General features: G+C 38.7%; 15 protein-coding genes. 3 read left to right on the top strand and 12 right to left on the bottom strand.

The window, feature by feature from the left end; genetic code table 11:
- Positions 1 to 5: 5 nt before the first annotated feature.
- The 12 genes from PAN07_RS02025 to PAN07_RS01970 all read right to left on the bottom strand — a co-directional run bounded on the left by PAN07_RS02025 (position 6) and on the right by PAN07_RS01970 (position 11,453).
- Positions 6 to 1,775: a DUF262 domain-containing protein gene (locus tag PAN07_RS02025; protein WP_045615946.1), complete on the bottom strand. Its 1,770-nt coding sequence runs from the start codon at positions 1,773 to 1,775 to the stop codon at positions 6 to 8.
- Positions 1,776 to 2,102: 327 nt separating this feature from the next.
- Entirely contained in the window at positions 2,103 to 3,458 is a 1,356-nt protein-coding gene (gene rlmD / locus PAN07_RS02020; RefSeq protein WP_269796863.1) for a 23S rRNA (uracil(1939)-C(5))-methyltransferase RlmD, read from the bottom strand.
- A gap of 74 nt (positions 3,459 to 3,532) precedes the next feature.
- Positions 3,533 to 4,507: a DUF1002 domain-containing protein gene (locus tag PAN07_RS02015; protein ID WP_269796862.1), complete on the bottom strand. Its 975-nt coding sequence runs from the start codon at positions 4,505 to 4,507 to the stop codon at positions 3,533 to 3,535.
- A gap of 81 nt (positions 4,508 to 4,588) precedes the next feature.
- Complete coding sequence (locus PAN07_RS02010; protein ID WP_269796861.1) at positions 4,589 to 5,191, bottom strand: lysozyme family protein; 603 nt, start codon at positions 5,189 to 5,191, stop codon at positions 4,589 to 4,591.
- A complete protein-coding gene (locus PAN07_RS02005) occupies positions 5,191 to 6,165 on the bottom strand; it encodes a nucleoid-associated protein (protein WP_269796860.1) in 975 nt (324 codons plus the stop codon). Before PAN07_RS02005 ends, PAN07_RS02010 begins: the two co-directional genes overlap by 1 nt.
- Positions 6,166 to 6,172: 7 nt before the next feature.
- Positions 6,173 to 7,429, bottom strand: a complete 1,257-nt coding sequence (glyA, locus tag PAN07_RS02000; RefSeq protein ID WP_269796859.1) for a serine hydroxymethyltransferase — start codon at positions 7,427 to 7,429, stop codon at positions 6,173 to 6,175.
- Positions 7,426 to 7,872 (bottom strand): GNAT family N-acetyltransferase, encoded by a 447-nt coding sequence (locus tag PAN07_RS01995; protein WP_269796858.1) that lies wholly within the window; start codon positions 7,870 to 7,872, stop codon positions 7,426 to 7,428. The genes glyA and PAN07_RS01995 overlap by 4 nt, the downstream gene beginning before the upstream one ends.
- A gap of 1 nt (position 7,873) precedes the next feature.
- Positions 7,874 to 8,476 carry an L-threonylcarbamoyladenylate synthase gene (locus tag PAN07_RS01990; RefSeq protein ID WP_269796857.1) on the bottom strand — a complete coding sequence of 201 codons (603 nt, stop codon included), beginning with the start codon at positions 8,474 to 8,476 and terminating at the stop codon, positions 7,874 to 7,876.
- A complete protein-coding gene (gene prmC / locus PAN07_RS01985; protein ID WP_269796856.1) occupies positions 8,466 to 9,296 on the bottom strand; it encodes a peptide chain release factor N(5)-glutamine methyltransferase in 831 nt (276 codons plus the stop codon). The genes PAN07_RS01990 and prmC overlap by 11 nt, the downstream gene beginning before the upstream one ends.
- Positions 9,296 to 10,375: a peptide chain release factor 1 gene (gene prfA, locus PAN07_RS01980; RefSeq protein ID WP_269796855.1), complete on the bottom strand. Its 1,080-nt coding sequence runs from the start codon at positions 10,373 to 10,375 to the stop codon at positions 9,296 to 9,298. Before prfA ends, prmC begins: the two co-directional genes overlap by 1 nt.
- Positions 10,376 to 10,384: 9 nt before the next feature.
- Positions 10,385 to 10,864, bottom strand: coding sequence for a GNAT family N-acetyltransferase (locus PAN07_RS01975; protein ID WP_269796854.1), 480 nt, complete (start codon positions 10,862 to 10,864; stop codon positions 10,385 to 10,387).
- Positions 10,854 to 11,453, bottom strand: coding sequence for a thymidine kinase (locus PAN07_RS01970; protein WP_269796853.1), 600 nt, complete (start codon positions 11,451 to 11,453; stop codon positions 10,854 to 10,856). The genes PAN07_RS01975 and PAN07_RS01970 overlap by 11 nt, the downstream gene beginning before the upstream one ends.
- Positions 11,454 to 11,575: 122 nt before the next feature.
- Here PAN07_RS01970 and PAN07_RS01965 point away from each other — a divergent pair, with 122 nt between their 5' ends.
- The 3 genes from PAN07_RS01965 to pepT all read left to right on the top strand — a co-directional run bounded on the left by PAN07_RS01965 (position 11,576) and on the right by pepT (position 14,511).
- Complete coding sequence (locus tag PAN07_RS01965; protein ID WP_001117401.1) at positions 11,576 to 11,758, top strand: 4-oxalocrotonate tautomerase; 183 nt, start codon at positions 11,576 to 11,578, stop codon at positions 11,756 to 11,758.
- A gap of 127 nt (positions 11,759 to 11,885) precedes the next feature.
- Complete coding sequence (gene mnmE / locus PAN07_RS01960; RefSeq protein ID WP_269796852.1) at positions 11,886 to 13,259, top strand: tRNA uridine-5-carboxymethylaminomethyl(34) synthesis GTPase MnmE; 1,374 nt, start codon at positions 11,886 to 11,888, stop codon at positions 13,257 to 13,259.
- Between the two features lie 22 nt (positions 13,260 to 13,281).
- Positions 13,282 to 14,511 carry a peptidase T gene (gene pepT / locus PAN07_RS01955; protein ID WP_269796851.1) on the top strand — a complete coding sequence of 410 codons (1,230 nt, stop codon included), beginning with the start codon at positions 13,282 to 13,284 and terminating at the stop codon, positions 14,509 to 14,511.
- Positions 14,512 to 14,534 lie beyond the last annotated feature (23 nt).

Below are 14,534 nucleotides of genomic sequence, written 5' to 3'. Positions count from 1 at the left end.
CTAGTTTATTCAAAAATAAAATCAGCAATTCGTTTAGCAGCTTTTTCTGTTGCCACTTCAATGTCAGTTTTAGTCCAAGTGTCATTTACATAATTAACAAGAGATTTAGCTATTGGGAACTTACTACCTATATATCCATGACCACTTGTGATTGTATTCTCTCTTTTTGTTCTAAACCAAGCATCTCCAATTCCACGATTTATTTCGGATTCAAGGAGAATTTTATTACCAAGTTTCTCAGCATAATCTCTAAATTCTTCCTGGCTTTCTAGTCCAGCATCTGACATAATATTTTCTCTATTCAAACCACTTTGCGGCATAATGTGTTCAACATCAATATTTCCATCTAAATTAAAGTCCATACCTTTTTCCAATGAAAATAGGAATTCATTTACATAAAGAATAGAATTTGAAACACCACTTTCAGTCAAAGTTTGTTTAACATCTTCATAAACAAAATTAGTATGAATATGGTTCTTTATTTTTGAAATAAGTTCGTCGATTGAAATTGAATCGACTTGACTGTACATCAGATTAATTTCTTCTAGGAAGCCTTTAAAAAGTTTATGGCTATATGAGAGTTCAGATAATTCAATCAAAACTCCAAGTCTTAGTAAGTATTCCAGATATGTGTTGTCTTGTCTGAAAAATAAATAACTACTAACAAAAGGTCGTAAATTACCGTTTAATTTGTTTATCAATTGACCATTGATAGTATCAGATACTCGTTCAAAATTGTTTATTATTGTATTTAGTTCAGAAGTAAACAGAATATCTTCATTTAATAGATGCTTATTTTTTGAGAAAAAGGCTCTTATACCAGGATTTCTTCGATCAGCACCGTTTTGTTCTGAAAGTTTTACGAAAATATAGTGAGTAATTAACGCATTTAAGTCTAATCTAGATGAATCTGTACGTTGTACAATCTCTTGCCAATTTTTTTCGAAATTTTTCCTATCTGATGCGTTTGCGGTGGTCTTAGATACGATTACTTCAATTGGGGTCAATGGAACACCAGTACCATTTAAAGAATTGAAAATATTTATAGCCTGATCAGTATTATAACTTGTAATAGTAATCACTTGGCAATTATCAATAAAGTGGTTAGCAAAATTGATAAGAGTAAAAACATTCAATTCGTTACACATATTGTAAAAATATCTAAAGTTTTTATAGAAGTTAGTATATCGGTTGTCTTTCTGGCGACGATAGATTTGGTGAACTCTATCTTTAATAGATACAAAATCTTTACCTAGCAAGATAGTAGTCATCTCACTAGCATATTTTTCTGAAATCGAATGATTTAGATACTTTATTCTATCATCGCTAGGATAATACAGTCCATCAACGAAATCATCTTTTTCGTCATCTGAAACATTGAAAAGCATTGTGACAATCTGCTCTTTAAGACCATTAAGACGTTTCACTAATCTGCGTGCATCAGTATCTAGAGTTGGTTGAAGTTCAACCTCCTTATCAATCTTCAATAAGATTGCCTTAAGAAGTAACATAAATGTCGTTGTTCTTTGCTGGCCATCAATCAAGGTTACTTCATGCTCTTCTCCAGATTCTTGAGCAATGAGAACAGCTCCAAAGAAATAATTGTCTTGGGAACTATCATCGAAATTTTCCATATGAAGATTAATATCTTCAATGAGTTGTTCACATTGTGGTACTTGCCAAGCATAGGGTCTCTGATAGGTTGGAATATAAAATTCTGATTTTCCAAAATAAGATTTTATTGTTTGTAAAGCCGGTTGAATATCGTTTCTCATTCAGATTCTCCAATAATTTTTCTTATGATATTATATCACGAAAACGCTACATTTAAACTCTAAGTATATCCGAACCATCTAACTTCTACTTATCTCCCTGGATCAAACCTTGTTTGAGTTTCATTAATAGGGGATACGTTTATTCCCGTTAACGCCTAGTCTATGGTAACAACTCCGTACCCCCTAGGGTTTATGGAAATAGATTGACAGCCTATCAGGCTATCACATCAAGATACTCAACTTGTATTCTCACTCTGATACTTCCCCCGCACATAAGAAAAAGCCTTACCTACAAGGCTTTTCTTAACCCCTTTCGTTACAAGGTTTCTAGGCTTTTACCAGCAAAGCTACACACTCCACGTGGTGCGTTTGCGGGAAAAGGTCCACCGGCTGGACTCTCTTCAATTCATAGCCCAACTCTTGATAGAGTTTGATATCACGCGCCATGGTGGCTACATTACAGGAGATATAAGCGATGCGGTTTGCTCCTGTTTGGGCGCTTGCTTTAATGAAGCTTTCGGTTAATCCCTTGCGTGGTGGATCGACTAGGATAGCGGTTGGTTGAACGCCATCCTTGAGCCAATTTTTCATAGCATTTTCTGCTGTATCACAGACATAGTGGGCATTGGTGATACCGTTTAGACTAGCATTTATTTGACTATTTTTCACTGCTTCAGGAATAACCTCTACTCCATAGACTTCCTTGACATGTTTAGCGACTGATAAGCCAATAGTTCCGATTCCTGAATAGGCATCGATCACCACATCCTCTGCTCTTAACTCCGCAAAGTCAATAGCTGTCTGATAGAGTTTCTCTGCCATTTCAGTATTGACCTGGTAAAAGGCTGGGCCTGAGATTTGGAAATCATTGCCCAACATTTGATCGGTAATGTAATCTTGACCATAAAGTGTACGCCATTCTTTCCCGAAAATCGCATTGGTGTTTTGGTCATTGATGTTCTGCATGACAGACACAATTTCTGGAAATTGCTTGACCAGTTGTTCAATCAATTGTTCAACCCGGAAAATTTTAGGACGAGTTGTCACCAAAACAACCATGATTTGACCTGAATGATGTCCGCGACGTACAACAAGGTTACGAATCAAGCCTGACTGTTCTTTCTCATTAAATGGCTTCAAGTCATATCTACGGAGTATATCACGTAGGGCTAGAATAACCTGGTCAATGACTGGATCCTGAATGTAAAAATCTTCCAACGGCATAAGGTCGTGGGAATTCTTACGGAAGAAACCAGTTTCCAGAACACCGTTAACCCGACGAACAGGTACTTGAGCCTTGTTGCGATACTTGATAGGATTTTCCATACCAAGTGTATCAGCAACCTCTACATCCGTGATTCCTGCAATCTTATATAGACTATCTTTTACTTGTTTGGTTTTAAACTTAAGCTGTTCTGGATAAGCAAGATGCCCCAAGTCAGCGATACCCGAACGCAAATAAGCCAAATCTAAATCTTGGTTACGTTGAGGTGATTGAACGAGATACTCCTCAACCTTACCAAATCCAATCTTTTTATTAACTTTAAGGACACGCATGAGAATTTTCTCAGTCGGAAGAGCATTCTCTACAAAAAAGACCAAGCCATCTACCTTAGCAACACCTGCTCCTTCATGGGTTAAATCGACAATCTCAACTTCTACAATATCATTTTTCTTTAACATAATTTTCACTTTCTATGAGCCGACAAAAAAAGACGGCAACAATCCTGTTACCATCTATTATACCATGAATTGACCTAAGCACCAAAACTCTTGAAGAAATCAAGGATGGCTTGCCAAATAGAGCTAAGAATGTTCCCACCGTCTTGAATAGCTTTATTGGCGTCAAAGTTAAGGTCGATATTGCTGAAACTGTCACCAGCTTGCGCAACGATACTTTGTTTCAAATCTTTTAGAGTCTTTGTAAAGTCTTCGTTATTAAGAATATCGCTCTTTGAAAGATTGAAAGCAAAGTTGATGATGACATTGACCTGATTGCCTGTAACGACTTGATCCAGTTTGTAGTTCTTCAAAGTATCTTCGACAATCTTACGAACATCATCCTCTGTAAGTTCACCCTTAGACTCTTTAGCCTTAGCAATAGCAGCCTTGATATCAGCAAGGGCTACGTTAAGTTTATTGGCATCATAGCCAGATTTGTCCTTGTTTTCATTATTGATGTCCGATAAGGCTTTTAACTCTTCCTGAGCCAAGTTTTTATTTTCTTGAGGTAATTGAACACCATTAGATTCAAGGGAATAGTAAATACCTGCTAAGGCACTTTCACCAGTAACTGGAATTGGTGCTGCAACGGTGATACGCGCGTGCTCCACACCCAAGGTAACAGCCGCATTACGGTACATATCTTGTGTTACTTTAGTGATATTTTCAGGTGTCTCAATCTTGACCTCAAGTGGTGATTTTTCACCTAATTTTTGAATTTTTGCTGATGAATAAAGTTGAAGACTTGAATCATTTGCTACATTCATAATCTTTGAGTAGACATCCGGTGTCATAGTTTTCAACTGTTTTGTATCTTTAGAGGCATCGTAGCCAAGTTTTTTTAGTGTTTGATTCTTTTGATCTTCCGTTAATGAAGAACCCAAGACATACTCAGGTTGAACATAGGTTTCATCAATTACTTTTTGAACATCAGTTGCTGCATAAACGTTTTGCAATGTTGCAACCGCCAAAAGAACTGCAGCACTCGTCAGAAAGAATTTCTTTCGCATGAGACGTTCCTCCTTTTCCTCTCTAGCATATTAAAGTATTCTTAAAGAAAACTTATAAAAGCACCTAGAAATTCTAGGTGCTTAAAATAAACTAAAAAATTTAATGATATAGAGATTGAGTCTTACCTGTCTAGAATAATAATAGTTTCCGCCATTCACATAGAGTTCTGTCCCTTGAAACAGCGAAATAGGGTTAATGTAGGTATAGGTTTTTCCTGTTGTATTACCTAATGTCGGCGCAACTGTATCTCTAGAATATTGTTTAGCTAGAGCAATCGTATTCTTTTTCCCATTTTGGGCGATAAAATCAATATAAGCAGGTCCAAAGTTATAAGCCTGTATAGCTGTCCAGACATCTACTCCTTTTTCTTGAGCAAGATTGAGATTTTCTGTTAATGTTTGAACACCCTGACGAATACTACTCTTGTCATCAGATATTGTATCAGTCGAACCACTTTTGGACTCACTGGACTGCATCACATCATTTTCTTTACCCTTAGTTTCTGTATAGATCATGGCCAAGACTAGTTCTTCATTTGCTGGCGTATCCTGCTCACTTAAGACCTCCCGTACCAAGGATTGATAAGTCATGACTTGTTTGACATCTTGATACATATGGAAAAGTTTATAACCAGTAAATATGAGAAGAACCAATACTAAGACCCTTCTTAAAATTTTAAACATTATTTACTTTGTATATCCTCGATATTTTTGATTAAGATAGAGTATGTTCCATTGTCGTTTTGAATAAATTCAACCGACTCAGCATCTTGGTAAATACTATTTGGCACAATTAATTCAATCCCGTTTGATAGAGAAAGTTTTTGGTTTTCAAAGCGTTTCAGTTGACGACTAACATCTATTTCATCAAATTGCACAGTTTCTGGTACTGCTTCTTTCACTTGATCAACAAAGCTTAAACGAGCCGTCAGATTGTTATCAAATAGGTCATTAGCTAATTTTTCAGGAGAAAGTTCATTATTTTCTTCTAGATGATTGAAAATTGCTGACTTGACCTTAGATTGAAATTGGAAATCATCTGAGTTAAAAGTTTCGGCAATCTTTTGAGCTGTTTTTTCTAGTTCCTTGATAGATTTCTTTGGAGAAATTTTAGGATTTACAGCCAAGAGATTTTCTGAAAAATAATTGAGAAAAGTCCCGTTGTACTTAATACGCTTTTCAATGAGATGATACTTGCGTGTTTTTAGATTTACGACTAAAGCTTCATCTGCACCTGTTCCAAATCCAGGTAAGTTATTTTGAGTTAGTTTGATTGGATTGTCTACTTCACCACCTAGGTGAGTCAAAGTTTCCCGTAAGGCAATCCGTAAAAAAGCAAAGTGCTCTACTCCTTCTTTAGAAAACTGCACAAAAATCAAGTCATTGGTCTTGAGATTTTCAGAAATACTGAACTCTTCTTTCCAGAGATTTGCTAGCGTCACCGATGTCTCCAGTAAATCGTCTGTAATGTGATTGAAGAAGGGATTTTCTTCTTCGAAAATCCCTGTCTTAGCTTCATCAGAATATACACGCTCAACTTTTTTACGTAAGTATTCCTCGATTTTTGGAGTGATATTGAGAAACTTATCCGCTAGAAACAACTCCGTGTCATCAGGGCTGAATTGATGGATAATAGCTTTCTTAATATAAATGTCCATAAAAGTATTAGTCCTCGTATAATGGGAATGCGTCTGTCAATGCTTTGACTTCGCTTCTGACTTCTTCTAAGGCAGCTTCATTTTCTGCATTCTTAAGGGTTTTGATAATGAGTTTAGCCACTTTACGGCTTTCTTCTTCACCAAAACCACGTGCAGTTATTGCGGCTGCTCCGATACGAATTCCACTTGTCTTAAATGGTGACAGTGTTTCGTAAGGGATTGAGTTTTTATTTAGGGTAATATTAACTTCGTCCAACAAGTTTTGAGCTACTTTTCCGTTCTCTACTACCTTAGTCACATCAACAAGGAAGAGGTGATTTTCAGTACCACCAGAGATAATGCGGAAATCAGGATCTTGCAAGAATACCTCCGCCATGGCTTTGCTGTTCTTGATAACATTGGCAGCATATTCTTTGAAGGCTGGATCCAATACTTCTTTGAATGAAACAGCCTTAGCTGCAATAACATGCTCTAATGGTCCACCTTGAATACCAGGGAAAATAGCAGAATTGATTTTTTTAGCAAGATCTTCGTCATTAGTTAAAATCAAACCACCACGTGGGCCACGAAGTGTTTTGTGGGTCGTTGTCGTTGTGATATGTGCGTATGGTACTGGACTTGGATGAAGACCAGCTGCAACCAAACCAGCAATATGAGCCATATCTACCATAAGTTTTGCACCTACAGCATCAGCGATTTCGCGGAATTTTGAGAAATCAATGATTTGAGAGTAGGCTGAAGCACCAGCTACAATTAGTTTTGGTTTTACTTCTTGGGCTTGTTTCAGGATAGCATCGAAGTCCAAGAGTTCTGTTTCAGGATCAACGCTATATGAAACGAAGTTGTAGGTTTGACCTGAGAAGCTGACAGGAGCTCCGTGGGTCAAGTGACCACCTGCCGCCAAATCCATTCCCATTACAGTGTCACCAGGCTCAATCAAAGCCATATAGGCTGCACAGTTAGCTTGACTTCCTGAGTGGGGTTGTACATTGGCAAACTTAGCACCAAAAATTTCTTTTGCACGTTCAATAGCTAGAGTTTCGATAACATCTACTATATCAGTCCCACCGTAATAACGACGTCCTGGATAACCTTCGGCGTATTTATTAGTCAAGATAGACCCTTGAGCAGCCATAACAGCTTTAGAAACTACGTTCTCTGAAGCAATTAATTCAATATTATTTTGTTGGCGTTCCTCTTCTTTGGCAATGGCATTCCAAAGATCCGCGTCATAGGCTTTAAAATCATCTTTGTCAAAAATCATAGGTCTTCTCCTTTTATTAATTTAATGAATCGTTTCTGCACTTTATCACAAGTATAACCTACTCTTTCATAAAATGCATGAGCACCAAGACGATGGTCTGCAGAGTTTAATCGAATAAACTCATAACCCCGTCTTTTTGTTTCTTTCTCCAACCCTTCAAGTAAATCTCTACCAAAACCTCTACCCTGGCTTTGCGGTAACACTGCCAAGGCTAAGATATTGAATCCTGCTTTAGAATAGAGAGACTCATAAACCTCAGCGTGAATATAACCAACCAATTCATGACTAGTATCATCCTCATAACCAAGTAGGAAGTGATGGGAGTCCTGAGACAGTTTGGCTAGTTGACTAGCTGTTTCCTCTGGACTAAAAGTATAACCTAAAGCTTCTTTGTTAATGACACAAATCGCTTCAACATCTACTGCTTTTAAATCACGTAGCATCTTATACCTCCTTAAAAGAGATTTCGGGAATCTTGGCAAGAATGTCTTCTTGAGTGATGGAACCTTGCCGTAAAATTTTTACCTTCTTACCAGTTAAATCTAGAATAGTAGAATCTTGACCTGTTAAAAAACCATCATCTTTTAGTCCCAAGACCTCTCGGTCAAAGTCTTCTATAATTTTCTTAAAGTTCACTCCGCTCTTACATCCTGAGATATTTGCAGATGGGCCGATTAGGGGACCAAACTCACGAATCAAATCCAGAGTTACAGGATGGCTTGGCATTCGGAATCCAACTGTGGGTAAACCTGAGTTAACCCAGTAGGGTACTTTGTCATTAGCTTCTAAGATAATGGTCAGAGGCCCTGGTAAAAATGTTGCTACAAGTTTCTTTAGATAAGATGGTCGGTGTTTAGAAAAGTACAAGATATCTTCTAGAGAGGCAACATTTAGATTGAGTGCCTTATCTCTAGGACGACATTTGAGCTGATAGACATGATCAACAGCCTTCTCATCTAATGCTTTCGCAAAAAGACCATAAACTGTCTCTGTCGGTAAGACAACTGCACCACCATTTTTCAACTCATGCTTTATTCTATCTATCATCAATGACAACCATCCTATCTTGGCCAAATTGGTCTTTCAGAGTTCGAACTCTTTTCTCAGGAAGATTTTCCTTAAAAAGAGCTGGAACACTCTGACCTTGTTTGTAGCCAATTTCAAGATAAATCTTACCACCATCAGTTAAATAGTCTTTAGCTCCCTCCGCAATTTTGCGGTAGATTGCAAGACCGTCCTCGTCAGCAAAGAGTGCTAGATGCGGTTCAGAATGTAATACATTTAAACCAACCTCTGACTCATCTCTACGAGAAATATAGGGTGGATTGGATACAATTATATCATATTTTGAAGAGATTTCGGAGAAACAATCAGATTTTATAAAAATTAAATCTCCAGAATTCTCTTTAGCATTTTCCTCTGCTATATCTAAGGCATCTTGTGAAATATCAGCAGCTGTAATTGTCCAATCAGGTCTACTTTTAGCTAGAGCAAGGGCTATAGCTCCGCTTCCTGTCCCAATATCCAATACCTTGAGATTTTTCTTTGGGTTCTCAGCTAGGATAAGCTCCACCAACTCTTCAGTCTCTGGACGGGGGACTAATACCCGTTCATCCACCTTTAACTCCATCCCAAAGAATTCAGCATGACCGATAATGTATTGGGCAGGTATATGGCTAGCTAGCTTGATGAAAATGTTCTCTACAAATTTGTAATCTTCATCAGTGACCTCTTGCTGAAGGGTAAAGATGAAGTCTGTAAAAGATAGATTTTTTAGGCTACGATAGACAAAGGAGAGGCTTTCTGCTTCCTCTCCTTGTACTATCAACTTTTCCTCAAAATCTTTAAAAATTTGAGCTAATTTCATTATTTGTTTAATTCTTCCAATTTTTGTGTTTGGTCATAAAGAACCAAGGCATCTACAACTTCATCCAATTTACCAGCTAGAATTGTATCAAGTTTTTGTAGAGTCAAGCCGATACGATGGTCTGTTACACGGTTTTGTGGGAAGTTATAAGTACGGATACGCTCTGAACGATCACCAGTACCGATTGTAGACTTACGCTCAGCATCTTGTTCATCTTGGGCAATCTGAGCAAAGTGGTCTGCCACACGCGCACGAATGATCTTCATGGCCTTCTCACGGTTTTTCTGCTGGGTACGTTCTTCCTGCATCTCCACCTTGATATTGGTTGGCAAGTGAACGATACGAACGGCAGTCGCAACCTTGTTGACGTTCTGTCCACCAGCACCAGATGCGTGGTAAATATCAACACGAAGATCTTTTGGATCAATATCGTACTCTACCTCTTCTACCTCAGGCATGACAAGGACAGTTGCTGTCGAGGTATGAACACGACCTTGGCTTTCTGTCACAGGGACACGTTGCACACGGTGGGCACCTGATTCATACTTGAGTTTAGAGTAGACTGACTGACCTGAAACCATGGCAACCACTTCCTTGAAACCACCGACACCGTTCATAGAAGCCTCCATGACTTCAAAGCGCCAGCCTTGGGCTTCAGCGTACTTTTGGTACATAGTTAGCAAATCACCAGCGAAAAGTGCTGCTTCGTCTCCACCAGCTGCTCCTCGGATTTCAAGGATGATGTTCTTGTCATCGTTTGGATCTTTTGGAAGGAGCAAGATTTTTAGTTTTTCTTCGTACTCTTCTTTTTCTGCTTTAGCATCCTTGAGTTCTTGCTTGGCCATTTCTTCCAAGTCAGCATCTCCGCCAGACTCTTTAATCATTTCTTCAGCATCAACGATGTTTTGGAGGACTTGTTTGTATTCACGGTAGGCTGTTACGGTGTCACGAGTTGAAGCTTCTTCTTTTGAAAGCTCCATGAAACGCTTGGTCTCAGAGACCACATCAGGGTCGCTCAGCAATTCTCCCAACTCTTCATAACGGTCTTCTACAGCTTGTAGTTGATCATAGATGTTCATTCTTTCTCCTTATTTCTCAATTGTTAAATCGTATATGGCTACTACTTCGTTCTCAAATATTTCCCCAGTTTCTTTAAATCCATAACTGAGGTAACAAGATCTTGCATGTTCATTTTCTGATTCATAAGACAACCAAAGTTTATTGGATAAACCTGCTGGCGCTGTCCGAACATAGTCTAGCACCTTATCCATAATTGGTTTAAAATATCCTTGATCTTGAAAATGCTTATCAATCATGAAACGAAATAGTAAATAATTCCCATTACTAATTCCGATTTTTTTATCATAAGCTAACATAACAAAACCTATGATTGCATCATTATCGTAAACTGCCAATGGAGCTACAAAATCTCCATTTTTAGTGTAGACATATGCTTCAGCTAAACTAATTGCGTTGGTAGCAATAAATTGTTTTTGATATTCCTTAACATCCAAATGCAGAACATCAAAATAATTTTTCATTGTAACATCTCTTAGTTCAATTGTCATAGTCTTGTTCCTTTTTAGATGTTATCGGTGGCGCAAAATAATGTTTACGACATACCGAGATATAGGTTTCATTACCGCCTATTTGGATTTGTTCACCTTCATAAGTGGGTTTCCCATCTAACGTTCGTAGTACCATAGTCGCCTTTTTCTTACAATACTGACAGATGGTTTTAATCTCATCAATTTTATCTGCTAATAACAATAGATGTTTAGATCCTTCGAACAATTCATTGCGAAAGTCATTTTTCAAACCAAAAGCCATGACAGGTATGTCTAACTCATCGACGACACGCGCTAGGTCGTATACATGGTGACGCTTTAAAAATTGGGCTTCATCGACAAGAACACAGTAGGGCTTTTCAGGTAAATCTCGAATAAATCCAAAAATATCCGTAGTATCATCGATAGCAACTGCTGGTCTTTTCATCCCAATCCGACTTGAAACATAGCCAACACCATCTCTCGTATCAAGAGCTGAAGTCATGATGACAACACTTTTGCCTTGCTCCTCATAGTTATAGGCTACTTTAAGAATCTCAATGGTCTTTCCTGAATTCATAGTCCCATAACGATAATACAACTGTGCCATGCTTCTATTTCACGTCCATTTCTAATTTTTTGCTACATTCTAGTATATCATATTTTCCAAAAGCTTTAAACGGCAAAATGTGGTAAAATAGAAGAAATCAAAAACTAGTGGAGGAAGCTATTATGCCATTTGTACGCATCGATTTATTTGAAGGTCGCACGCTCGAGCAAAAGAAAGCCCTAGCCAAGGAAGTTACGGAAGCTGTTGTTCGTAACACTGGTGCACCACAATCTGCTGTTCATGTCATCATCAATGATATGCCTGAAGGAACTTACTTCCCGCAAGGGGAAATGCGCACTAAGTAAGAGAGCTTAAGCAATACGCTTAGGCTTTTCTTTATAAGTGGCATTCGTTGAATAAAAAACTTTATTTTGTTACAATTTTAAGAGATATTAGTAAATAAAAGGCTTCAATTTTTAAAAAGGAATTAACATGATTACACGTGAATTTGATACCATTGCAGCAATCTCGACACCTCTCGGAGAAGGAGCCATTGGTATTGTCCGCTTGAGTGGAACAGACAGTTTTGCCATTGCGCAAAAGATTTTTAAAGGCAAAGACTTGAGTCAGGTTGCTAGCCACACACTTAACTACGGCCATATTATTGACCCTTTGACTGGTAAGGTTATGGACGAGGTTATGGTAGGAGCTATGAAGTCTCCAAAGACCTTCACTCGCGAGGATATTATCGAGATTAACACCCACGGTGGGATTGCCGTAACCAATGAAATTCTGCAATTAGCTATCCGTGAAGGTGCTCGTATGGCAGAACCTGGAGAATTTACCAAGCGTGCCTTCCTCAATGGCCGTGTAGACTTGACCCAAGCTGAAGCTGTCATGGATATCATCCGTGCTAAGACTGACAAGGCTATGAATATAGCAGTCAAACAACTTGATGGATCCCTGTCTTACCTCATTAACAATACTCGTCAGGAAATTCTCAATACCTTGGCTCAGGTTGAGGTTAATATCGATTACCCTGAGTATGACGATGTGGAAGAAGCCACTACTGCTGTTGTCCGCGAAAAAACTATGGAGTTCGAACAACTCCTGACCAATCTTCTAAAGACAGCACGCCGAGGTAAGATCCTCCGTGAGGGAATTTCCACGGCTATCATCGGGCGTCCAAATGTTGGTAAATCGAGTCTCCTCAACAACCTCCTGCGTGAAGATAAGGCCATTGTAACAGATATTGCAGGGACTACTCGTGACGTCATCGAGGAATACGTTAATATTAACGGTGTTCCACTGAAGTTGATTGATACTGCAGGTATTCGTGAAACAGATGATGTCGTGGAACAGATCGGGGTTGAACGCTCCAAAAAAGCCCTCAATGAAGCTGACTTAGTTCTACTAGTCCTAAACGCTAGCGAACCACTAACTATTCAAGACCGACAACTTCTTGAAATTAGTCAAGATACTAATCGAATCATTCTTCTCAACAAAACTGACCTGCCAGAAGCTATTGAAACAGAGGAACTTCCAGAAGATATCATCCGCATTTCAGTCCTTAAAAATCAAAACATCGATAAGATTGAAGAGCGCATCAATAACCTCTTCTTTGAAAATGCTGGCTTGGTCGAACAAGATGCTACCTACCTATCCAATGCCCGTCATATTTCATTAATTGAAAAGGCAGTTGAAAGTCTGCAAGCAGTTAACGAAGGTCTTGAACTGGGCATGCCAGTCGATCTACTTCAGGTTGATTTGACCCGCACTTGGGAAATTCTTGGGGAAATCACCGGTGATGCAGCTCCAGATGAACTCATTACGCAGTTATTTAGCCAATTCTGTTTAGGTAAATAAAAAATTATAAAAAGGAGTTATGATGAAATATCCAACATTACTAGAACGCTTCTTGACCTATGTCAAAGTCAATACACGTTCTGACGAACACTCAACGACAACACCTAGTACTCAAAGTCAAGTAGACTTTGCGACCAATGTTCTAATCCCAGAGATGAAGCGTGTCGGTTTGCAAAATGTCTACTATCTACCAAACGGTTTTGCTATCGGTACTCTACCAGCTAACGACCCTAGTTTGACTCGTAAGATTGGCTTTATCTCCCACATGGATACGGCTGATTTTAATGCTGAAGGCGTTAATCCGCAAATTATTGAAAACTATGACGGCGGTCTTATCAATCTAGGTAATTCTGGTTTCAAATTAGATCCTGCTGATTTTAAGAGTTTAGAGAAATATTCTGGCCAAACTTTAATTACTACAGATGGAAATACCCTTCTCGGTGCTGATGACAAATCTGGTATCGCCGAAATCATGACCGCTATCGAATACTTGAACGCTCATCCTGAAATTAAACACTGTGAAATTCGTGTCGGCTTTGGTCCTGATGAAGAAATCGGCGTTGGTGCCAACAAATTTGATGCAGAGGACTTCAATGTTGACTTTGCTTATACAGTTGACGGTGGACCTCTTGGAGAATTGCAATATGAAACCTTCTCTGCTGCCGGTGCTGAACTTCACTTCCAAGGTCGTAATGTACACCCAGGTACTGCTAAAGGACAAATGGTTAACGCTCTTCAATTGGCAATTGACTTCCACAACCAACTTCCTGCAACCGACCGTCCTGAGTTGACTGAGGGTTACCAAGGTTTCTACCATCTCATGGATGTCACTGGAACTGTTGAGGAAGCGCGTGCAAGCTATATCATTCGTGACTTTGAAAAAGAAAACTTTGAAGCTCGTAAACACGCTATGCAAGCAATTACTGATAAAATGAACCAAGAACTTGGTAGCAATCGCAATCGTGTTACTTTAACATTGACAGACCAGTACTACAACATGAAAGAAGTCATTGAAAAGGATATGACACCAGTAACCATTGCCAAAGCGGTTATGGAAAGTCTTGATATTACACCAATTATCGAGCCTATTCGTGGTGGAACTGACGGATCAAAGATTTCCTTTATGGGAATTCCTACGCCAAATATCTTTGCTGGTGGTGAAAACATGCATGGACGTTTTGAATATGTTAGTCTTCAAACTATGGAACGTGCAGTTGATACTATTATTGGAATTGTATCATATAAAGACTAAAAAAGACGAGGTAGCCTTGCTAC

The organism is Streptococcus sp. SM5 (assembly GCF_027497975.1).
This window is presented reverse-complemented; position numbering and strand designations above follow the sequence as displayed.

Coding starts and splice junctions, on each gene's coding strand:
- PAN07_RS01995 (WP_269796858.1), bottom strand. CDS start 7,872: ATGCTACGTGATTTAAAAGCAGTAGATGTTGAAGCGATTTGTGTCATT.
- PAN07_RS02005 (WP_269796860.1), bottom strand. CDS start 6,165: ATGGACATTTATATTAAGAAAGCTATTATCCATCAATTCAGCCCTGAT.
- PAN07_RS01990 (WP_269796857.1), bottom strand. CDS start 8,476: ATGATAGATAGAATAAAGCATGAGTTGAAAAATGGTGGTGCAGTTGTC.
- PAN07_RS02015 (WP_269796862.1), bottom strand. CDS start 4,507: ATGCGAAAGAAATTCTTTCTGACGAGTGCTGCAGTTCTTTTGGCGGTT.
- mnmE (WP_269796852.1), top strand. CDS start 11,886: ATGATTACACGTGAATTTGATACCATTGCAGCAATCTCGACACCTCTC.
- PAN07_RS01965 (WP_001117401.1), top strand. CDS start 11,576: ATGCCATTTGTACGCATCGATTTATTTGAAGGTCGCACGCTCGAGCAA.
- PAN07_RS02025 (WP_045615946.1), bottom strand. CDS start 1,775: ATGAGAAACGATATTCAACCGGCTTTACAAACAATAAAATCTTATTTT.
- PAN07_RS02010 (WP_269796861.1), bottom strand. CDS start 5,191: ATGTTTAAAATTTTAAGAAGGGTCTTAGTATTGGTTCTTCTCATATTT.
- glyA (WP_269796859.1), bottom strand. CDS start 7,429: ATGATTTTTGACAAAGATGATTTTAAAGCCTATGACGCGGATCTTTGG.
- rlmD (WP_269796863.1), bottom strand. CDS start 3,458: ATGTTAAAGAAAAATGATATTGTAGAAGTTGAGATTGTCGATTTAACC.
- PAN07_RS01975 (WP_269796854.1), bottom strand. CDS start 10,864: ATGACAATTGAACTAAGAGATGTTACAATGAAAAATTATTTTGATGTT.
- pepT (WP_269796851.1), top strand. CDS start 13,282: ATGAAATATCCAACATTACTAGAACGCTTCTTGACCTATGTCAAAGTC.
- prmC (WP_269796856.1), bottom strand. CDS start 9,296: ATGAAATTAGCTCAAATTTTTAAAGATTTTGAGGAAAAGTTGATAGTA.
- PAN07_RS01970 (WP_269796853.1), bottom strand. CDS start 11,453: ATGGCACAGTTGTATTATCGTTATGGGACTATGAATTCAGGAAAGACC.
- prfA (WP_269796855.1), bottom strand. CDS start 10,375: ATGAACATCTATGATCAACTACAAGCTGTAGAAGACCGTTATGAAGAG.